The sequence below is a fragment of the Pelosinus sp. IPA-1 genome, from assembly GCF_030269905.1.
In the GTDB taxonomy this organism is placed as follows: Bacteria; Bacillota; Negativicutes; order DSM-13327; family DSM-13327; genus Pelosinus.
The window spans coordinates 147,004-168,857 of sequence record NZ_BSVC01000002.1 but is presented as its reverse complement, the minus strand read 5'-3'; the positions used below and the strand labels follow the sequence as shown (position 1 = coordinate 168,857).

Annotated in this window: 21 protein-coding genes; 5 read left to right on the top strand and 16 right to left on the bottom strand. The window is 37.7% G+C overall.

The features are described 5' to 3' along the window. Positions 1 to 25 precede the first annotated feature (25 nt). Entirely contained in the window at positions 26 to 766 is a 741-nt protein-coding gene (locus tag QSJ81_RS04450; RefSeq protein WP_285716213.1) for a DUF7847 domain-containing protein, read from the top strand. A 286-nt stretch (positions 767 to 1,052) separates the two neighbouring features. On the opposite strand, the gene pdxR is transcribed toward QSJ81_RS04450, so the two are convergent. Continuing rightward, positions 1,053 to 2,444 carry a MocR-like pyridoxine biosynthesis transcription factor PdxR gene (pdxR, locus tag QSJ81_RS04445; RefSeq protein ID WP_502929639.1) on the bottom strand — a complete coding sequence of 464 codons (1,392 nt, stop codon included), beginning with the start codon at positions 2,442 to 2,444 and terminating at the stop codon, positions 1,053 to 1,055. Between the two features lie 220 nt (positions 2,445 to 2,664). Between pdxR and QSJ81_RS04440 the strand changes: the two genes are divergently transcribed. Beyond that, positions 2,665 to 3,285 (top strand): DUF1847 domain-containing protein, encoded by a 621-nt coding sequence (locus tag QSJ81_RS04440; RefSeq protein WP_285716211.1) that lies wholly within the window; start codon positions 2,665 to 2,667, stop codon positions 3,283 to 3,285. A gap of 372 nt (positions 3,286 to 3,657) precedes the next feature. On the opposite strand, the gene QSJ81_RS04435 is transcribed toward QSJ81_RS04440, so the two are convergent. The 6 genes from QSJ81_RS04435 to QSJ81_RS04410 form a co-directional block, all read right to left on the bottom strand. Further along, positions 3,658 to 4,980, bottom strand: coding sequence for a hypothetical protein (locus QSJ81_RS04435; protein ID WP_285716210.1), 1,323 nt, complete (start codon positions 4,978 to 4,980; stop codon positions 3,658 to 3,660). Between the two features lie 105 nt (positions 4,981 to 5,085). Continuing rightward, entirely contained in the window at positions 5,086 to 6,054 is a 969-nt protein-coding gene (locus QSJ81_RS04430) for an ABC transporter ATP-binding protein (protein ID WP_285716209.1), read from the bottom strand. Continuing rightward, positions 6,054 to 7,061 carry an ABC transporter ATP-binding protein gene (locus tag QSJ81_RS04425; protein WP_502929635.1) on the bottom strand — a complete coding sequence of 336 codons (1,008 nt, stop codon included), beginning with the start codon at positions 7,059 to 7,061 and terminating at the stop codon, positions 6,054 to 6,056. The genes QSJ81_RS04430 and QSJ81_RS04425 overlap by 1 nt, the downstream gene beginning before the upstream one ends. Positions 7,062 to 7,068: 7 nt before the next feature. Beyond that, positions 7,069 to 7,971, bottom strand: coding sequence for an ABC transporter permease (locus QSJ81_RS04420; RefSeq protein WP_285716208.1), 903 nt, complete (start codon positions 7,969 to 7,971; stop codon positions 7,069 to 7,071). Positions 7,972 to 7,978: 7 nt separating this feature from the next. After that, positions 7,979 to 8,911 carry an ABC transporter permease gene (locus QSJ81_RS04415; protein WP_285716207.1) on the bottom strand — a complete coding sequence of 311 codons (933 nt, stop codon included), beginning with the start codon at positions 8,909 to 8,911 and terminating at the stop codon, positions 7,979 to 7,981. A gap of 74 nt (positions 8,912 to 8,985) precedes the next feature. Continuing rightward, positions 8,986 to 10,590, bottom strand: coding sequence for a peptide ABC transporter substrate-binding protein (locus QSJ81_RS04410; protein ID WP_285716206.1), 1,605 nt, complete (start codon positions 10,588 to 10,590; stop codon positions 8,986 to 8,988). Positions 10,591 to 10,904: 314 nt separating this feature from the next. Between QSJ81_RS04410 and QSJ81_RS04405 the strand changes: the two genes are divergently transcribed. Continuing rightward, positions 10,905 to 11,162: a transposase gene (locus tag QSJ81_RS04405; RefSeq protein ID WP_285716205.1), complete on the top strand. Its 258-nt coding sequence runs from the start codon at positions 10,905 to 10,907 to the stop codon at positions 11,160 to 11,162. Between the two features lie 153 nt (positions 11,163 to 11,315). Here QSJ81_RS04405 and QSJ81_RS04400 read toward each other — a convergent pair whose 3' ends face one another. Further along, on the bottom strand, positions 11,316 to 12,176 hold the full coding sequence (locus QSJ81_RS04400) for an epoxyqueuosine reductase (RefSeq protein WP_285716204.1): 861 nt from the start codon (positions 12,174 to 12,176) through the stop codon (positions 11,316 to 11,318). Positions 12,177 to 12,656: 480 nt separating this feature from the next. Between QSJ81_RS04400 and QSJ81_RS04395 the strand changes: the two genes are divergently transcribed. Then, positions 12,657 to 13,241: a helix-turn-helix domain-containing protein gene (locus QSJ81_RS04395; RefSeq protein ID WP_285716203.1), complete on the top strand. Its 585-nt coding sequence runs from the start codon at positions 12,657 to 12,659 to the stop codon at positions 13,239 to 13,241. Between the two features lie 118 nt (positions 13,242 to 13,359). On the opposite strand, the gene QSJ81_RS04390 is transcribed toward QSJ81_RS04395, so the two are convergent. From QSJ81_RS04390 to QSJ81_RS04355, 8 genes are all read right to left on the bottom strand, one after another. Further along, positions 13,360 to 13,803: a spore coat protein gene (locus QSJ81_RS04390; protein WP_285716202.1), complete on the bottom strand. Its 444-nt coding sequence runs from the start codon at positions 13,801 to 13,803 to the stop codon at positions 13,360 to 13,362. A gap of 15 nt (positions 13,804 to 13,818) precedes the next feature. Then, positions 13,819 to 14,031 carry a hypothetical protein gene (locus QSJ81_RS04385; RefSeq protein ID WP_285716201.1) on the bottom strand — a complete coding sequence of 71 codons (213 nt, stop codon included), beginning with the start codon at positions 14,029 to 14,031 and terminating at the stop codon, positions 13,819 to 13,821. A gap of 299 nt (positions 14,032 to 14,330) precedes the next feature. Then, positions 14,331 to 15,089, bottom strand: a complete 759-nt coding sequence (locus QSJ81_RS04380) for an SDR family oxidoreductase (RefSeq protein WP_285716200.1) — start codon at positions 15,087 to 15,089, stop codon at positions 14,331 to 14,333. A 15-nt stretch (positions 15,090 to 15,104) separates the two neighbouring features. Beyond that, positions 15,105 to 16,130, bottom strand: coding sequence for an alcohol dehydrogenase catalytic domain-containing protein (locus tag QSJ81_RS04375; RefSeq protein ID WP_285716199.1), 1,026 nt, complete (start codon positions 16,128 to 16,130; stop codon positions 15,105 to 15,107). 39 nt (positions 16,131 to 16,169) lie between these two features. Then, a complete protein-coding gene (locus tag QSJ81_RS04370; RefSeq protein WP_285716656.1) occupies positions 16,170 to 17,474 on the bottom strand; it encodes an MFS transporter in 1,305 nt (434 codons plus the stop codon). Positions 17,475 to 17,523: 49 nt separating this feature from the next. Further along, positions 17,524 to 18,771, bottom strand: a complete 1,248-nt coding sequence (locus QSJ81_RS04365) for an enolase C-terminal domain-like protein (protein WP_285716198.1) — start codon at positions 18,769 to 18,771, stop codon at positions 17,524 to 17,526. Positions 18,772 to 18,871: 100 nt separating this feature from the next. Beyond that, the gene (locus QSJ81_RS04360; protein ID WP_285716197.1) at positions 18,872 to 19,543 is read right to left on the bottom strand and encodes a FadR/GntR family transcriptional regulator; all 672 of its coding nucleotides are present in this window, start codon (positions 19,541 to 19,543) and stop codon (positions 18,872 to 18,874) included. A 239-nt stretch (positions 19,544 to 19,782) separates the two neighbouring features. Then, positions 19,783 to 20,361: a TetR/AcrR family transcriptional regulator gene (locus QSJ81_RS04355; protein ID WP_285716196.1), complete on the bottom strand. Its 579-nt coding sequence runs from the start codon at positions 20,359 to 20,361 to the stop codon at positions 19,783 to 19,785. Between the two features lie 185 nt (positions 20,362 to 20,546). On the opposite strand from QSJ81_RS04355, the gene QSJ81_RS04350 reads away from it, so the two are divergent. Beyond that, entirely contained in the window at positions 20,547 to 21,731 is a 1,185-nt protein-coding gene (locus tag QSJ81_RS04350) for an MFS transporter (protein WP_285716195.1), read from the top strand. The last annotated feature ends 123 nt before the right edge of the window (positions 21,732 to 21,854 follow it).

The window sequence follows — 21,854 nt, the reverse complement described above, 5'->3', positions numbered from 1 at the left end:
TAATTGAACAAGAGGGGGCACTTCCTTGGAGATTTACAATGAACTACTTGCATCGAGTCCAGAACTATCAATCATAGAAATCTTCAAACTCAGTTGGAAAATATTCAAAAAAAATATAGGCCCTATTATAGCAATTTCTTTTGTAATGTCACTACCATATTCAATTTCTCATGGAACGGTAAAAGACTACCATAGTTTTAATTCCCTTAATGTTTTTCTGTTTGTAGTTGGATTTATTTCCCAGATTATAGGATCATGTGCACTGATTCAATTTATTGCAGATATTATATATAATAAAGCCATCAATTGGACAACAATAATGAGCTTCGCGCGTGCAAAATCTTCTACCGCTGCGATAACTTACGCAATATTTATGTTGAGAATCTTGCTTCTTGGTTTACTTTTTGTCATCCCCGGAATCATCTATACTATATTATATATATTTACATTAGAAGCCGTTGTCTTGCGAGACCTTCGAGGGATGAAGGCCCTAAAGTATAGTAAAGAGCTGGTGAAAGGATATTGGTGGCGTGTATTTAGCTCATTACTATTAACTAAGGGCATAGAGATATTATTTGCCTACATATTTAAAACTTATTTTACATCTCTATCTTTTTATTTTCTTTTGGGGCCAGTTTTTAAAGGGTTTGAAGTAGTTTTCACCCTCATGCTATTTTTGCGGCTGGAACAACTAAAAGAGCTCACCCCCGTCGCTATTGAAACTAAATCCTTTACAAAGGATTCTCCTTTGAGTAGAGAAGAATAGGCCAACATCCCTAAAAAAGCCATTAAGTAATAGCCATAACTCACGTAAAGTAAGTTATGGCTATTTTCTTTTAAGTTAAAGTTTATCATTGCCCAATTTTTGCCGAAGGACTTATTAATATCGAAAAAGGATCTAATATAATATTACCGTTCTCCTGCAAGGCTACGCTGCTTTGCAGGACTTTGTCATATCCCTTCGTATTTGGAGTCTACAATGGTTCTTTTTATCTTTTATTTAACAGCAACCACTTAATCTTACTAAACAGTAAACAGAGTTAAACCGTTACTCATATATTTGTAGCATGATTAAACCATGCATTGCTTAACTTTTTAATGGCCGGCTCTATATCCTCTAGAGGTATACCTTTATATGAAAGCATTACTCTAATCTTCCCAGTTTGCGCATAGTTGCTCTTCTCTATGTAATATTGCGAAAGAGAAACTAGGTTTATACCAGAATTTTGGGCAAGACTTATGATTTGCTCTTCCGTTAAATCTGTTTTTATCTCTAAAATAACCCTCATGCCCGCATTACTACTTATTAAGTTAATGTTATCTTTCATATAAGTATGAATAGCATTCGTTATAGCAGTATTCTTATTCTGATAGTGTCTTCTAATTTTACGAATATGACTTTGTAGATAACCTTTTTTCATAAAACGCGCCAATGCAATTTGAATCAGCTTTGAAGTCGTTTGTCCACTCATTTTATATTTTTCTAAATACAAATTTAGCAACCAATAAGGCAATACCATAAAACTTATACGAAGCGTTGGAATGAAAATTTTAGAGAATGAACCTAAGTATATTACTTTGTCATCGTTATCTAAGCTTTTTAATGACGGAATCGGTTTTCCTACAAATCTCATTTCGCTGTCGTAATCATCTTCAATAATAATCCCACTCTTATTTTTGGCCCAATTTAAAAGCTGCACCCTATTTCTTGCCGACATAATTACACCTTTCGGGAATTGATGAGATGGGGTAACGAAAGCAATCTTACATTTACTATCCTCAAGTTGATTTACATCTAACCCACTCTTTAGCACATCAATCGGTTCAACATCAAACTGATTTCTTTCAAAAATATATCGTATATAGTTACTTCCCGGTTCTTCCATACCTATCGTATTAAAATTTTCTCTAAGCATTTGGCAAATTAAATTTAAACAATATTGCGTTCCTGCTCCTACAATAATCTGATCCGGTTGACAGTGTACACCTCTATTTTCATATATGTACTTAGCAATTTCTTGACGTAATTCCAATTCCCCCTGTGGATCACCATAGCTTAAAAGGCTTTCAAATTCCTCGTTTATAATTAAATTAATTATCTTTTTCCAGATGCCTATATTAAAACATGCTTTATCTACATATCTTGGTGCTAAATCATACTTATAATTCTTTATATTATTAGAAATTTCATCTTTTGGTGTTGTGTCATTATAGGATTGTGACACGTTTAGTAAATCAGAATGAATATCAACAACTTTATAACCAACTTTAGGAATACTTTCAATGTATCCTTCAGCATAAAGTTGTTGATAAGCAGCTTCAATGGTATTTTTACTTAAATGAAGATATTTTGATAAATTTCTAAGTGATGGTAAGTTTTCTTTCCCTTTAATATTTCCATTGATAATTTCTTCTTTTATATACTCATACAATTGATAATAGATTGGTTTTTTTATTGTATGATCTATAAATGGAGTAAATGAAAATATTATACTCCCCCCCTTTCTGTACCCTATTATTTAAAGAATCTGTCACTTTTAAATATGACAACTTTTGTTTACACTTTATATGTTAACACAACTTCTAACAATTATTTGATCAAATTATGAAAATAGTTCTATTCAGATCATCTATTTCTTTGACTATATTAAGGAGGGAATTATTATGTATAGTTGTGCTTTATGTTCTATACACGTTTGTAGCAGCGGAGATGTTGATAAAGCTCCCAAAAACTGTCCATGTAATAATGAAAAGATAGAGAAAATAAAAGAATTATATAAACAGAAAGATAACCATACTATTGCACAGGCATCAGCATTAGTGGTAAGCGAAGGTTATTGTGAAAAGACAAGATTAGAGGAAACAATAGATTTTTCCAATAAATGTGGATATAAAAATATCGGTCTAGCATTCTGTATTGGATTGGTTAAAGAAGCTAATATCTTAAGTAAGGTACTTTCTCATAATGGCTTTGTAGTAAATTCAATTATATGTAAAAATGGACATCTGTCTAGAGAACTTATTGATACCAATAATATAAATAAAGTGGCTATGTGCAATCCTATTGGTCAAGCTATGTTTTTAAATGAATCCAAAACAGATCTTAACATCGTTTTAGGCTTATGTGTTGGACATGATTCTTTATTTATAAAATACTCAGAAGCTCCTGTAACTGTTTTTGCAGTGAAAGATAGAGTTTTATGTCATAATCCTTTAGCCGTAATCTATCAGGCCGAATCATATTATAAAGACAAATTATTCCCTGGAAAAATTAACAAGAAGTAATTCAATCTGCATCCTGTGTTTTTTTATATTATTTTTTTAATAATAACCTTATTTAGACTGCTATAATAAGCATTAATAAAGAGCAACAATTCACCTTATACGTGAATTATTGCTCTAATTTCTCCTTACTAGATTAATTTTTCTATAATATTAACAAAATGCTGTAATCAAAGCCCTTAGATTGAAGCTGAAAAGATTTCCACTATGTTCGCTGAAACAGGCGGAATGAAAAATGCACGAAAGTTTATCAAAGTGAAAAACAACCAATGGCGGTTTTTTAAAATCACATACCTCCTTTGAAACAAACTCCTGCAAGGCTTGGCCGCTTTGCAGGAGTTTGTCACATATGTTATTTTTACAGTCCCTAGAATATTAGAATTTGTAACTAAGATTTGTTATAAAATACTGCCGAGCATCTCTACTATTTCCAGCGTAATTTTTCATATCACCATAACTCACATGAAGTATTGCGCCTTTTAATGGAACATAATCTATAGCATACTCAGTACCTTGAATATCATTCATAGCATTGACCTCCATAGCGAAAGTGGCATCCGCTGTACTCCAGTACTCAGGGTCAAATCCATTTCCTGCCTTTTTGTAAGTTACGCCAATATCCCAGGAGCCTACTTTTTTACGGTCAGCCTGTCTAAATGTCACACCGGTCATCCATGCTTTGGTATTGCTAACCTCATTTTTACCATATTCACCAACGACTGCAAGATTTTCTAAACCATTGTACCCAAAGCCAACTGTCCAAGCTTTGTACTCGGCGTTTATATTCTTTCTTTGCTGGACAATGTTTTGAAGATAAGTAGGGCTGGTAGGATCTTTATCAATTACGTAGTCAATTCCACTATTAATATATGTGGAATCCTTTAAGTATGATGCTGTAACGTCCAGATCTTTAGTCAAATTGGTTGTAACATCAGTAAAGAAGTATTTTTTCTTGTCTCCTGCTCGAGCATAACCAACTTGGCCTTTTACCTTGCTGCCAAAATCAAGCTTTGCACCATCCCAGTTGGAATCAGTATCTACCAGCAAACCTTTCCCCAAGGCTAGGGGCATTCTGCCAAACATTACACCAACATCACCCATTTTACCTGTCACATACGACAAATTGATCTTCGTAGTAGAACTTCCACTGTCATCCTTTCCATCATAGGAAGTAATATTATTACTATTAACAAAACGGGTATTAAACTTCCAAGTATCACCTAAATCAACACCAACAACAAATCTTGTCCTAAAGTTTACGTCATCAGAAATGCCTTTCGTATGCTCAAAGCGAAAACGAGTGTCACCAGTTATCGTAACCTTTTCAGGCGCAGCGGCAGCGGTAGGTGCTACCGTCTTAGGAGTGGTCGCAGCAGCATATACTCCCAGATTGGTAAGTTCCCCCTTGAATTCTGCGGCTAATTTATCAATGGTTGCTTTTTGTTCAGCGCTTGCTTTCTCCTCATTGGCTAGTGCTTTACCAACAAAAGTAGCCAATTCATAACGAGTATAGGTTTGACTTTTGCTAAAATTAATGTCTCTATAGCCTTCAAAGACACCCCCTTGTACTAGTTTCCCGATTGCATCATAAGTCCAGTTTGTTGTAGGAACAAGTTCAAAAGGATTCGCGGCAAAAGCTGTTGCTGACATACTCAACAACGATCCTAAGATGAATGATTTCACTAATTTTTTTCTCATAGTACACTCTCCATCTTTTTTGTTAAACGCTTTATGAATACCTTATAAGTTCGTGAGCTACGTTCCTTGGTAAACATCACCCCCTCTAAGTTCTCATGTGCAAGGTCATTTTTTCAAATGACATGCTACAAAATGCCCGTCTCGATCAATCAACTTTGGCTCCTCTTCAGCACAGATTGCCATGGCATGCGGGCAGCGGGTACGGAAGCGACAACCGGAAGGCGGATGAATTGGATTGGGTACATCGCCCTCTAAAGGTACGCGCTTTCTAGCGGCTTCTACTGTTGGATCAGGAATAGGAATCGCAGCGAGTAATGCCTGTGTATAAGGATGTTGTGGTGAACCGTATAACTGCTGGGTCTCAGCAAGTTCCACGATTTTCCCTAAGTACATCACGGCTACTCGTGTACTAATATGCTTGACCATCGCCAAATCATGAGCAATGAATAAGTAGGTAAGCCCAAGCTCCCTCTGCAACTTTTCTAGTAAATTGACTACTTGAGCCTGAATGGAAACATCCAAGGCAGAAATAGGTTCATCGCAAATAATGAGGCTCGGATTGACGGCTAATGCTCTGGCAATGCCGATTCTCTGCCGTTGTCCACCACTGAATTCATGGGGAAAACGGTTGGCGTGTTCTTTGTTGAGCCCTACGAGGCTTAATAACTCCATAATACGAGTATTTCGTTCTATGCCGACAGCAAGCTTATGAATATCCAGCGGCTCGCCAACAATATCTCCTACCGTCATCCGCGGATTCAGAGAAGCGTAGGGATCTTGAAATATCATTTGTATATCACGATATAGAGGCTGATTTTTACCACCAGCAGCAACAGATTTGCCTTTATATAAGACATCTCCTTCTGTTGGCTGATACAGACCAATAATCGTGCGACCTGTAGTAGACTTACCGCAGCCACTTTCCCCGACTAGACCTAAGGTTTCCCCTGCTCTAATACTAAAATTTACATCATCAACTGCTTTTAAACAGCTTGTAGGTTTTCCAAAAAAATCAGTTGCTACCGTGAAATATTTTTTTAAATTGCGAACTTCCAATAATGGCTCTGTTGCCATTATACCGTCACCTCCCGCCTATTTTTAGGTGCACTCTCATGTTGTAACCAGCAACGAGTCATATGGTGTTCATTGATCATACTATCCTCTGGATACATTTCCATACACACCTGCATAACGTGAGGGCAACGGGGAGAAAATGGGCACCCCTTTGGCAAGTCCAATAAATCAGGTGGCTGTCCATGAATAACCGCCAAAGGTTCCTTGGTGCTGACATCTGTCCTTGGTAGAGATTTTAGCAAACCCCATGTATAGGGATGCTGAGGGTTGTGAAACACATCATATACAGAACCACTCTCCGCAATTCTGCCGGCATACATAACAATCACCCGACTGCATAGACTGGCGATAACTCCCAAGTCGTGGGAAATCATAATAACAGATGTATTAAATTTCTGATTAAGACTTTTTATCAAGTCCAGGATTTGTGCTTGAATGGTAACATCTAAGGCAGTCGTTGGCTCGTCGGCAATCAATAGCTTCGGGTTACATGCCAATGCCATGGCAACCATCGCCCTCTGCCTCATGCCACCACTGAACTGATGAGGATAATTTTTAACTCGTTCTTCTGGACAAGGAATGCCTACCACTCTTAGCATCTCTACAGCCTTCACCAGAGCTTCCTTTTTTGACATTTTTTGATGAAGCTCTAGGGATTCAGCAATCTGTCTTCCAATGGTTAAAACGGGATTTAAAGAACTCATAGGATCCTGGAAGATCATACCGATTTCATTACCGCGGATTTTTTCCATTTCCTTATTTGATTTTCGTAATAAATCCACACCATCAAATAGAATACTACCTTCCACAATTCTTCCCGGGGGACTAGGGATTAACCCCATGATTGCATGAGCCGTCACACTCTTGCCGCAACCTGATTCTCCAACAATACCAATCGCTTCCCCAGCATTAACTGAAAAACTAACCTTCTGAACTGCTTTCACCTCACCAGCATAAGTATCAAAGGATACTGCTAAATTTTGTACTTCTAATAATGATTTCATCATTGACCTCCTAACGCCGCATGCGGGGATCTAAGGCATCGCGCAGACCATCCCCGAGAAAGTTAAAGGCAAGCATCGTAATGCTGATCGCCATCGCCGGGAAAAATAGTTGAAAAGGATAGGAACGCAAACTAGTTATTCCCTCAGAAGCCAGTACGCCCCAGCTAGCCATTGGTGCCGAAACGCCAAGTCCAATAAAGCTTAAAAATGCTTCCGTAAAAATAGCCGTTGGTATTGCCAAGGTCATAGTAATAATAATGGGTCCCATAGTATTGGGGATCAAATGCCGAAGCAGTATACGCCAATTACTCGCACCAATTGTCCTAGCTGCCAATACATATTCCTGTTCTTTGAGACCTAGTATTTGACCACGTACAATACGAGCCATCTGTAGCCAATAGGAAATCCCTAAGGCAATAAAAATATTTGTTAGTCCTGGCTTTAACACTACCATCAGCAATATTACATATAGTAAAACAGGAATGCTATATAGAACGTCCACGATATTCATCATATATCTATCAACTTTGCCGCCTGAAAAACCCGCTATGCCACCATACAACACACCAACAGTAAAGTTAAGTAGACTGGCAACAATTCCAATAGACATGGAAATGCGGGCGCCATACAATACGCGAATAAAGAGATCTCGCCCCAAGTTATCCGTACCAAACCAGTGCTCAATACTCGGAGATTGATTTGCTTGTGATAGATCCTGGTCTGAATAAGAAGCTTGAGACAATACAGGTCCAATCGCTGCTATTAGGATGACAAAAACTACAATATATAGCCCTGCCATAGCCATTTTATTTTTTTGTAAACGCATCCAGGCATCCTGCCAATACGTAATACTTGGTCTAGTAATGTCAGCAGCCTGATTATAAATAGCTGGCTTAAATAATTCTAAATTCACCGGCCTGCTACTCCTCCCGCTTTGTGCTCAATTTTATTCGTGGGTCTAACAAAGGATAGATAAGATCTACCAGCATATTTAATCCAACAACCAAAATGCTGTAAAAGACAGTTACGCCTAAAATAACTGTGTAATCACGATTATAGATACTTGTCACAAAATGACGCCCGAGACCTGGAATGGCAAAGATGGTTTCAATTATGAAACTACCTGTCAATATTCCGGCCGCCATAGGCCCAATATAAGTAACAACGGGAATCAAAGCATTTTTTAGCGCATGACGATAGAGAATGATATGCTGAGGCAAGCCTTTGGCTTTCGCAGTCTTAATATAATCCTGCCCCAGCACTTCCAGCATAGAGGAGCGGGTCAGGCGAGCGATAAAAGCCATAGGCATACCAGCCAAAGCAATAGCTGGTAAAACCATATACTCCACTCCCCCCCACATAGCCGCCGGTAATAATTGCAATTTTATTGCAAATACATAAACAAGAGCAGTAGCAATAACAAAACTAGGTACTGATATACCAATTGTAGTAAAAAACATGGTCAGATAATCCTGCCATTTATTTTGCCGCAAAGCAGATATGACCCCTGCCGGTATACCGATAAAGATAGCAATGGCAATACTTGCCGCACCCAACTGTAGAGATACAGGAAAGCTTTCACCAATAATATCATTCACCGTACGACCAGGATATTTAAAGGAAGGTCCTAAATCAAAGTGAGCAAGGTTCACTAAATAGTCGGAATACTGTTTCCATAAAGGATCATTTAATTTATACCGTGCCTCAATATTTTTCATAATGGCATCGGGAATTTTCTTTTCATTGGTAAAAGGCCCCCCAGGAATGGAATGCATTAGGGCAAAGGTAACGGTAATGATCACTAGCACTACGATTATTGAATTAAAAGTACGTTTCAGTGTGTAACTGAACATTCTTTCACTCCTTCTTTATAAGGAAGATGCATACACAATGCGTATACATCTTCGCTACATACACTTAAATCTCATTACTTCTCGAAATAGGCTTCCTTCCAATTAACCACGGAGGTAGCAGATTTGATGGCACCTTTCAAATTTTCCTTAATGCAATATGGATTGCCATAAAAATAGATTGGAATAGACCCCATATCATCTATAAAAATCTTCTCCGCATCACGCATGGCTTGCATACGCACTTTAGAATCACTACTCAATTGCGCCGTTTCAATCAATTTATCATAGGCTATATTACTGTATTTCCCATGGTTATTGCCGCCATTCGTCATGAAATAATCAGCAAAGGTCATTGGATCAGCATAATCTCCAATCCAACCGGCTCGGGCCATATGGAAATTACCACTTTTCCGATTTTGTATGTAAACTTTCCACTCTTGGTTTTGAATTTCAATCGTAATGCCAAGGTTTTTCTTCCACATTTCCTGAATTGTCTCAGCAATAGCTTTGTGGTTATCACTGGTATTATAAATCAAAGTAATGGGAGGTAATCCTTGACCTTCAGGATATCCGGCTTCTGCCAACAGTTTTTTTGCTTCCGCTATATCTGTTTTAAAATAACCGCCTGCTTCTTCTCTGAAATCTTTGCCAGTTACAGAATCCGTAAACCCATAGGGAATCCAGGCATCCGCCGGTTTGTGTATACCTTTTAGCACTGTTTTAGCTAGACTATCGCGATCAATAGCCAAGGCAAGGGCTTTTCGAACCTTGGGATTATCAAAAGGCGCTTTCTTATTGTTAAGTTCATAATAATAAGTGCCCAGATATTTACCTACAGTTAGCTTGTTTTCTTTTTTCAAGCGCTCAGCTTCTGCCATCGGAGGTTCATACACATAATCCAATTGGTTATTCTCAAACATGGATAAAGCTGTCGTATTCGCTTCCAGCAATGCCCATTCTAATTTACTAACTTTTACTTTATCTTTATCCCAATATTGGTCATTTTTTACCATTTCTAATTTACTGTTATGCACCCAGTTAGCTACCTTGAAAGGACCATTGCTAATCAGTGTCTTTACGTCACTAGCCCATTTATCCCCATTGGCTTCCACAGTCTTTTTATTAACAGGATAGAATGAATGATGAGTAGCAAGAGCTAAAAAATAGGCTGTCGGTTTATCTAATACTACTTCCAATGTTTTATCATCGATAGCCTTTATCCCAACTTGGTCAACTGTTCCATTTTTACTGTTATAATTTTCTGCCCCTTTAATAGGAAACAGCATATAGGCATATTCTGCAGCCAACTCTGGACTCAATATCCTCTTCCAAGCATATTCAAAATCATGTGCTGTTAGCGGTTCACCATTGGACCATTTTGCATTGGCTCTGATATGAAAGGTATACTTTAATCCATCGGGTGATACCTCCCATTTATCAGCTGCCGCCGGCGCAGGCATGTCCTTAGCATCTAATACCACTAACCCCTCAAATAATGCCAATTCATAATTTGCTTCAGGTACACCTGTTGATTTTCCAGGATCAAGAATTTCCGGCTCAGACCCCTGCCATATTCTAATTACCTGTTCTTTGCCGCCCGTTGTAGAACTACAACCAGACAATAGTCCTCCTACTGCAAACACAATAACCAATAAAGCAATCCATTTTTTTGACATCATAACCTCTCCTCCTTTTCTTTCTATCCCTCTATTTGTATTAGCGATATGTAAATTTTCTTGAATATTACATATCATCGATTACCTTAGCAAATAAAAAAGCTTAAAGATATTCCTTGTACCTTTAAGCTTCGTTGCTAAAATAAACACTAGCAAATAATACCATATAATTCTTATTTTATCAATATTTTCCAAATTTGTTTCTTGTATACATGTTTATAGTATTTCTAAAAAATATGTCCCCTCAGTGCTACGTAAAGTGTTTGGATTTGGTATGATAAACTGGACACTAAGATAAGAGAAAAAGGTGAGAGTTTATGAGTAGAAGAAGTTATGATCGTCAATTTAAGATGACTGCAGTAAAATTCGTTGTGGAACATGCGATGTCTGGCTCTGAAGTTGCAAAGGAATTATCTATCCATTACAATAGCCTGCATCGTTGGATAAGTGAATATGAAGAATATGGAGAAAGTGCGTTTCCAGGTCATAGAAGCACAATTTATAATTTTCAATATGAAATAAAAAACAAAGAGAATGCATTCCTCTCTTGGATATCTTTCCCCTGCCCAATTTAAAGAGTTAAATTCATAAAAATCACTTAACTCTGTGTCTAGTTTTTCTTGACAATTCCAAGTGAGTTTTTTTTAGATATGTCTACTTTTAAGGGCGCAGTTCAGATGCGTTGGCGCTCTTACTATTAGAAATACAGAGATTCAAAAAGATTCAACTTAGTAATTGCTTTTTATTGGATTTTTACCTTCGCAAGGTACACTAGTCTGGCATAAACCACAGCCTGCCCCTACTGCATAATTTCCGCCATAAGACGCAGCTAATTTTTTTGCTTCTTCTCCGTAAGCATATTTATAACACTTGATTTTATCATGACCTTCTTTAGATATAGCATTAACAGGACAGCGTTTAATGCAAGCTCCACAAATCCCCTTGCTGCATAGCAGGCAATTTTCGGTATGATTTTTAGCTGTTCTAATATCTGGAGTTAGTTTTAATTCCGTTACAACTGAAACCAACTTGATTGCAATTCCTTTTTCTGTAATAAAAGCATCATTTATTGAAAAAGTACCCAGTCCAGCTGCATAAGCTATGTGACGTTCTGACCAATTTGACGTTGGCCCTAGAGCTTTCCCTGAATCCGGTTCGTCAATTTTTTTAAACCATTCAGAATGATAAGGGGATATCGTTCTATATCCTCTTTCATTTAAAAAATTCTCTATATACTTAGTTATTTCCCTGAAATACATTACTTGAAAAGTGCGAAGCAGTGCCCATTCTTTTGATGGCCATTCGGTTTGCATCCCGTTACTTTTTCTAATCTTTTCATTAATCGGTAATACAACACTTATAACTGTTCCCCCATTATAGGTACCTTCGCCAAAAACTAACTCAAACACTTCTCTTGGAGTTAAATGATAATTACCAATTATTTTTTTATACTCTTCAAATAAAGGATCATCTGCAGATGCAAATTTTATAATTGGTTCATCAAACCAATGGTCATTAATTTCCTCAGACCAATTACTTTTACTTTCCAGCACATACTTTTTAATTGCATTTTTGATTACATCTTTCATTGTAATACCTCCATTAATTTTCTCTGTGACATAACTACCCTTATAAGTGTATATGCACCTATTTGTATGCGAGCTAATATCACGTTTAAACTATCTATTATTCTATATTTCAATATATATAAGATTATCCTCGCAGTTTAGCAGAGTCAAGATATCTCACTACTCCGTTTTCTCTTACTCGTAACATGCTACGCTATAATAATAGAATGTAATCAAAATAATTACAAGTAGGTACCTGAAAGTATTATACTTTCTATTTATATACTTAATATAAATGGCCAAACTTCTGCTAATTTTCATTATTATTAGCAGGATTTTAATTATCTTTTTTGACGCATCAAATAATCATTGGTGGGAAATTTGATTATACTATCTAAATAATGATCACAGTTTTCCCCCTTTCATTCCAATCTTACTCTACGGTTCGTTTATTGATAGTATTTTAAATATGCTCTAAACTAGAGTTCGGAGGTGATACTAATGAATTGCGATAAAATTGGTAAGTTAATATATAACCTGCGAAAAGAAAAAGATATGACGCAAAAGCAATTAGCTGATTTAATGAACATCAGCGACAAAGCAATAAGTAAATGGGAACGTGGTCTTGGATGTCCCGATGTATCATTACTTCCAGAACTTTCACAAATACTTGGCGTCAATATTGAAGAAATTCTATCAGGTAAAATTGAATTAAACGAAACAATTGGAGGGAATATGAAAAAGCTTACATTTTATGTCTGCCCCCAGTGTAATAACCTTATGACAGCAACAGGAGATGCCAATATTTCATGTTGCGGCAAAAGAATGGAAGCTTTAGTTGCAGAAAAAGCATCGGAAAGCCATTTGCTAAATATAGAGCCTGTAGAAGACGAACTGTATGTCACATCAGCCCATGAGATGAAAAAAGAGCATTCTATTACTTTTGTTGCTTATGTCACGGGTGATAGAGTGATTATTGTAAAGCAATATCCTGAATGGAATATGCAGTTTCGCTTTCATAAGCAAGGGCACGGCAAACTATATTTCCATTGCTCAAACCACGGGTTATTTTATCAATTAATTTAGTGACGAAGAATTTATACTCACTCAATTCAAAAATGCTGATTTGAAAAAATAAAAAGCTGCTGCTAATAGGTTTAAAAACCTATTTTGCAGCAGCTCTTTATTCTTAATAAGTGCCAACTTAGCTTCTGTACTGCCAATCCAAGGAATCTATTTCTTGCTTTTGATTAGCAAATATACCGGATTTACCAGACCGCTGTTCACGAGGCAAGTGCCTACCAAATCTTTTTGTACCAGAAGATACCGCATATTTACTGTCAGCAGTTGTGTCAAAAAATTCGCTGGATTGCTTTTGTGGTCCTCTTGAGAGACGCTCACTTCTCCCAGTACGTTCTGGATTATACCAGCCACGCCCCTGCATAGCCGTAAAAATAGTGCGAGCGTTATCATGACTACTATCCTGTAATCGTTCAAAAGTATTAGATATCATAGGTGAGGTAGATTCTAACACACCTTGATCATACAGTCTTGATAAATGTTTTTCCGTAATCACCAAATCCAGCAACATATCGCGGTCTGAAAGCCGATTTCTGCTCATTGGTTGAGATTGCCTTGGGTTGTCCATTATCTAGCCTCCCTACTATTGATACAGGAACTCGGAATTACCAAGTTCTTGCTTAATCATATTAGCATTATGACGTTTATTTTTAGCAATACTAAACATCATATTTTTTAATTCATGGTCCGCACATTGGTCAGCATAAACACCATATTTCGCGATACAAAGGTTTTCCAATTCAAGCGCATCTTTCAAGTAAGCGCGTTCCTTTTGAGTAAGACTATTTTGCTGCAACTTAAAACACCTCCCTGTATTCTATCAAATGTAGTTTGAGATAATTAGGAAATAAATATACATTAGAAGGACTACGTAAAATCACAGGAATGGTTCTTTTTGAGTCTTTGAAAAAGTTTCCTAAATTTCTATTCCACTACCACTAAAATACAAAACGCCTGCAATGCTAGGCTGCTTTGCAAGCGTTTGTCGTTACATATTGTTTCCTTGGATATCTGTAATCTTCGAAGAGCTTATTGTATTCACATTAAGTTCAGGTTTATCATCATAAAAATTGCATTTAATTCTAACATTCTAGGCTACTTTACTAGATAACCACCATCAACAGGAATAATCGCTCCACTTACATAGTCACTTGCCGCTGAAGCCAAATAAATTACTGCCCCTTTCATATCATCGCCAGTCCCCCATCGACCTGCAGGAATCCGCTCCGAAATTTGTTGGTATCTTGTCTCATTATTTATGATTGCTTCATTCATGTCTGTTGCCATGTAGCCAGGGGCGATGGCATTGACATTAACACCTCTACCTACCCAATCATTTGACATTTCCTTGGTAAGCTGTGCCACGCCTCCCTTAGCTGCTGAGTAAGCTGGAACTGTTTGCCCGCCAAAGAAGGAGGCCATGGAGGCAACATTAATAATCTTCCCATAGCCCTTCTTAAGCATAATGCGTCCTGCTAATTGGCACATAATAAATACCGAATGTAGATTGATACTCATAACCTCATCCCATTCCTCAATGGGAAAATCCTCTGCACTATGTCTTCGTTGGATGCCTGCCGCGGTCACCAGAATATCCAAATCACCGCCAAGTGCTGCTAGACAATCAGCAAAAGCGCGATGATTGTCTACCCTATCTCTTAAATCTGCTTTTACGCCATAACATTTATAGCCTTTTTCAGCAAATGCCGCTGCTGCTGCAAAGGTTTTATCAGAGGAACCAATAATTGCCACTTCACAACCAGCTTCTAACAGTCCTTCCGCCATTCCATAGCCCAGGCCTCTACTACCTCCTGTTACAATCGCTTTTTTACCTTTGATATTAAACATTTTCATAATAGCACCCCTTCTTTATTCAAATAAAAGAACCATTTTTTTCACTTTAGGATCAGGATTATCCATATAATAAAACATTTTTTCGATTTCACTGAATTTAATAAAGGTTGTCGCAATGCCTTCTAAGTTAAATTCGTGATTAGCAAATTTCTCAATTGTAGGTTCAAACTGATAAGAAGACATTCTTGAACCAATCAAGTCAAGCTCACGCTGATTTAACATGGCTTGTGAAATAGCTTCTGGTGCACTGACAAAACCTAAACTTACAATCCGACCAGCGTTGCGCACAAGACCAACTTCAAATAGAGAAGTCAATGATCCTTGGAAGCAGGCAGAATCAAAGGCAATTGTAACGCCTTTCCCCTTGGTAAATTCCTGCACTCGTTGCACTATATTTTCCTTCTTGCTGTTAATAATATAATCTGCACCATAACCTTTGGCTCGTTCTAGTGTTTCATCGTTAACATCACAACAAATTACTGTGCAGCCTTTTGCTTTGCAGGTTTGCAGAATAATCGAGCCGATTGTTCCTGTACCCAATATAAACACGATATCCTCGGATACTAATCTACCTCTTGCAGTACAGTGTGCGCCGATAGCATATGGTTCAATTAATGCGGCATCTTTAAAAGGAATGGACTCGGGAAATACATACACATCGTCTTCCGGTGCTGTAAAGTATTCTCTAAAACCACCATCTGCGCCGCTACCACGTACCCGCACATTCTCGCATACATTTTCTCTGCCGATTTTACACTGGTAGCATTCGCCACAAGTTATAATCAAGTCAACTACAACTCTGTCCCCCACTTTAACCTTCGTCACTTTTGAACCAACCTTGGCAATTACCCCTGCATTTTCATGACCTGGAATTCTCGGGTAGGTAGAACAGGGATTTGCTCCATGATAAATGTGATGATCAGAACCACATACACCAGCAGCTTTCATTTGTACCAATACTTCATAATCATTGGCTAGTTCCGGAATTGGCACCTCTCTTATTGCATATTCATGGGGTTTTGTAATCACGATTTCTTTCATTGTTCGACACCATCCTTTTCATTTTATATGTGAAGATTCCTATTCTTCAGGAACCACAATACGCTCGACTTTTCCGACAATAAAGATATAAGACAATGCCCCAATCAAGGCCAACGAACTAATAAACACCAATGCTGGTTCGAAATTTCCGCCTTTTGCTAAAATTCCGATAATAATAGGCACAGCAATCGCAGAAAGATTTCCCATAAAATTAAACATCCCGCCAGTAAGACCTATTAGATGAGATGGTGCCAAAGCAGACACAAAAACCCAAGTAATAGACGCCAACCCATTTCCAAAGAATGCTAATGCCATAAACATGATAACGTAGGTTTGATCTTGAACATAGTTAGCACCTACGATAGAAGTCGCTAAGATAAGGCCAGTAACAATAGGTATTTTGCGGGCAAAACCAATGGAATGGCCACGTTTTATAAGATAGTCCGAAATAAATCCTGAAGATAATATACCAACATAAGCCGCTAAAAAGGGTAGAGAAGCCATAAAACCCATTTTTATAAAAGTCATACCGCGATATTGAACTAGATAAGTGGGAAACCAGGTTAAGAAAAACCAAAGAATCGAAGAGAGACAAAACTGGGCAATAAATACACCCCAAATATTGCGGTTTTTCAACACATACTTTAACTGTGACCAACTTGCTTTTCTAACCTTTTCTTTTCCATCCATATCAACTAGACCACCACCCTGGCGGATATAATTAAGTTCAGCTTCATTTGCTTTACTGTCCTTGGGATCACGATAGAAAATATACCAGGCAATGCTGTAGATAACACCAAGAGCCCCTGTAAAGAAAAGCATTCCCCGCCAGCCGAAAGTATTTTGGATATACACTAGCATTGGAGTAAAAAAGGCAATACCTACATACTGTCCTGATGTATAGAAGGCAGTAGAAGTAGCTCGTTCTTGCTCAGGAAACCATGAGGTAACAACTCGGTTATTCGTTGGATAAGAAGGAGCTTCAAAGGTGCCAAGAACTACACGTAAACCAAAAAGTGCGGAAAATCCATTTACCAAAGCTTGAAAACAGGTAGCAATAGACCATCCGCCTAGTAGAACTGCATACAAAATCCGAGGCTTGATACGATCTACAATTAATCCGCCTGGAATTTGCAAAATAGCGTATGACCATCCAAAAGCAGAAAAGATAAGGCCCATTTGTACCGAGTCCAGATTTAAGTCCTTTCCTAACAACGGTGCGGCTAATGAAATATTACTGCGATCCATGTAGTTGATTATAACACCAAGAAAGAGAAGAAAACCGACCATAAAACGTTTTTTAGTAGCTTTTTCTGGTTGCGTTGTCTGTGAAATTACGTTCATCACAAAATACCTCCTTAAATTATATAAATTTTCTTAAAGGTTTCCGTTCTCACGGAGTATTTAGTGTCCCATCAATCATCCTTGTCTGCGTCCATGTTGTCACTGTATTTTCACAGGGGTATTTTGCTGCTTCGGCTTCATTAATATCAACCCCTAAACCCGGCTTATCATTTGCATATACATAACCATTCTTATACTCTGGCATACCAGGAAATACATCGAGCAAAGCTTCCCTTGGTCCTTTTAACTCTTGTATGACAAAATTCGGTGGCTCAGTTCCTGACCACTCCTGCACCCCAAAATTAGGAGCAGCTAAATCAATATGAATATTAGCCGCATGCGCTAATGGTGACATATCACCTGGACCATGCCACGCAGTTCTTACACCAAACTGCTCAGCAAAAATCTGTAATTTTCGGCCTGCCGTAATACCACCAATTTGACTGATATGAACTCGAATATAATCAATTAACCGGTCAGTAATCAAAGTCTTCCATTCATATGGATTGTTAAATAATTCTCCCTGAGCCAGCGGAATTGTAGTCTTAGCCCGAAGTTGCCGTATCCATTCACCCTCTTCTAGTGGAATAGCATCTTCCAAAAAAAACAAGTCATATTGTTCTAGCTCACATGCAAATTTAATGGCCTCAATTGGTTTTAACCGCTCATGTACATCATGACACAAGGCAATATCAAATCCGATTTTACTACGAATACCATCAAATAACTTTAACGTATCCCGCATATATTTTTTGTTGTCAAGGTAAATTCCATCTAATGCACCAATAGGTGAATTAGCAGGCGCCTTGCCATAACCACTGCCACCATAACCGCCACTTTGACAGCGAATATGAGTTATGCCTTGCTCTTTATACTTTTGGATATTCTCGCATAATTCGTTTAAATCTTTGCCATCAGCGTGACGATAAATAGGCACTCCCTCGCGACACTTACCACCAAATAATTGATACAATGGCATATTTGCCATTTTTCCCTTGATATCCCACAGCGCCATATCCACACCAGAGATAGCATTGTTTTCAATCGGTCCATTACGCCAATAGGCATTTTGATGCATCAACTGCCACAATTCTTCGATTTTCTCTGCGCTTTTGCCAACTAGAAGCGGCTTTAAATATTCTTCAATCACGCACTTAACTGCTACATGTCGATAGGCAAAAGTTGCACAGCCTAAACCGTATAATCCATCCTGGTTTGTTTCTACTTTTACGACAATTAGATTGATTCCCTCAGGTGCTGTAAGAATAACTTTAATATCAGTAATTTTAGTATCCATTTTTTCCTCCTTTTAATAGTAACAAAATTCGATTTCAGATGTAAGTCGTTAGTCGTCTGACAAGTAAGAATAAAAAAATATATAAAATATTTCTTTATTCTTACTTTAGACGCTCTATGGCTTGCTGCAAATGCTCTTTCATCAAATTCTTTGCTTTTCTAGCATCCTTATTTTGAATCGCCTTCAACAGTAAAGTATGATAGTAGATTCCATCATTGTAGCCAAACGCTTCATTCATCTGTTTGTGGTTTTTCGCCGTCTGCTGAAAAACATCTTTTAAACAATTTTCCAACAAACGATTACCAGTAGCATGACAAATTTCTTCATGAAAAAGCATGTCTTGCTTAACAAACTCTTCGGATTGATCAATACTATCTTTCATATTTCCCAGATATCTCTTTAGGTTGTTTATCGTTTCATCTGTTGCCTGTTGAGCAGCAATATACGCACATTCAGTCTCAATAATTCTTCTAAATTCTAAAACTTGGATTATATCATCATAGTTAGCTTCATCAATTGCATTTAAGTTACTACCAACTCCCGTAATATTATTCGTCTTTACAAATGTACCTTTTCCTTGAATACTCTGCAAAGCATCTAAGGCAATAAACTGTTGAATTGCTACCCTTACACTTGCTCGGCTTACACCTAGAATTTCCGTTAGATTATTTTCGGAAGGAATTTTTTCTCCAACTGCCCAGGTACCATTCTCAATATTTTTCTTTAAATATTCAATAACTTGTTGTGTAATATTTGCTTTAAGAATTTGCAATTAATAATACCCTCTATTCTCTTCCAACTTGTCAGTTGTTACTCTTCATACAAGTTTTCTTCATTATAAACTAAGATTCTAATTTAATCAATAGAAAACACAGAAAATTGTGACATACTTTTACAGTTCCTTCTATTCTTTTAATTATTAAAATACAACCCCCTGCAAAGCTAGCTTGCTCTGCAGGAGTTTGTCATATATACTCGTTATATTTTTCTGTTATATTTTGGAGTCTTCACTTACTTTGACTTAATTCCCTCAAAAGCATAGTTAACTAAAACTTCTATAACAGATTCATCTAACTTTTCACCTGTAACTAATAATCGATAAAAAAGAGGTCCGTAAATTAGGTCAATGCACAATTCAATATTGAGGTCTTTCTTCAATTCGCCTCGCTGCACGCCTCGTTCTAAAATGCGCCGCGAATCCAATCGTCGCGGATTGAAATATCTTAATCGATATTCCTCAGCCAACTTTAAATCAGCTTGCCCTTCTGCAATTAATTCATTGATTACTTTTCCTTCACGGCTAGTTAAAAATCGAGCTAAATTAGTCGCTTGTATAACGATATCAGTAATCGCTGATCCTGTATCCGGTACTGGAAGCCTTGCCATAGCAGCAGATAAAAAGCCGTCCATTACAACAGCCGCTTTATTAGGCCACCATTTATAAATTGTGGCTTTACTTACCTTGGCTCTTTCTGCAATTTTATCTACAGTTACAGTTCCAAAACCATTTTCAAGTAATAAGTCGTAGGAAGCAGCAAGAATCGCTTTTTCTGTTTCGATATTACGGGGACGCCCTTTTTTCTTCTCCAAGAAAACACCTTCTTTATATATTATACAAGAAATCATCAATAAAACTATACGTACAGTATACTAAATATTTTATCTCAAGAAAAGAAAGTTTTTCTTTACAATACTAAACGTTCAGTTTATAATATGTTTATAGAAACTGAACGTTCAGTTTTAGATAAAATGAAAACTAAGGAAGGGATCACCATATGAATCACGTACAAACGAAAACGAATACAGTCCCAAATTGGGTTACACTTTTATTAGCAATTGCATGCGGGGTTATTGTTGCCAATCTTTATTATGCACAACCTTTAATTGGGCTCATCAGTGTAGATACGAATCTTTCTGCAGCGTCAGCAGGATTAATTGTAACATTAACCCAAGTTGGCTATGTTATTGGTTTATTATTTATTGTTCCACTTAGCGATCTCATTGAAAATCGACGGTTAGTTGTATCTGCATTAGCAGTCGTGATTTGTGCATTAGTCGCAGCATCTTTGGCACATAATGCGCTGTTGTTTCTTGTGACAGCAATGTTTATCGGACTCGGCTCAGTCGCAGCTCAAATATTAGTACCATATGCCGCCCATTTAGCAACGGAAGAGCGGCGAGGCCAAGTGGTAGGAAATATAATGAGTGGACTGTTGCTTGGAATTATGCTTGCCCGGCCTATAGCCAGCTTTATTACTGATCTTTGGGGATGGCAGGCAGTCTTTGCTCTCTCTGCCATCATTACAACTGTATTGACGGTTTTGTTAGCCCTTGTTCTTCCTGAGCGCAAACCTTCGCCTACCATGAATTATGGTGAATTAATTGGTTCTTTGTGGTTACTTTTTAAAACCAAGAGTATTTTGCGTCGTCGAGCCTTCTACCAAGCTTGTTTGTTCGGTGCTTTTAGTCTGTTTTGGACAGTAGTTCCTTTATGGCTAACGAATCATTTTCATTTATCACAACAAGGCATTGCACTCTTTGCATTAGCTGGTGTGTCTGGTGCTATAGCAGCTCCTATTGCAGGAAGGTTAGCTGATAAGGGTTGGACACGAGTATTAACTGGTTCTGCAATCGTAATTGCCGCTGTATCCTTTTTACTTCCCCTTATTGTTCAAGATGACTCAGCAATTGCTTTAGCTATACTAGTCGTTGCAGCTATTATGTTGGATATGGCAGTATCGGGTAATCTCGTTCTCGGTCAGCGGACAATTTATTCTCTAGGAAACGAAATACGCGGACGCTTAAATGGCGTATTCATGGCAGTTTTCTTTATTGGTGGAGCAATTGGTTCTTCCTTAGGCGGCTGGGCATATGCCTCCGGTGGCTGGATGCTTGCTTCTATGTTAGGACTTAGTATGCCAATTGCCGCATTACTTTACTATTTCACTGAAAAAAAATAGAGATACTTTACGGTGCCACGATAAAAATTTTAAAGCTCACGTTTGCCAAATGGCAAGCGTGAGCTTTATTTTATAACTTTTAAATTTCAGCTCGGGAATGATGAAGACAAGCCGCGACCTTAC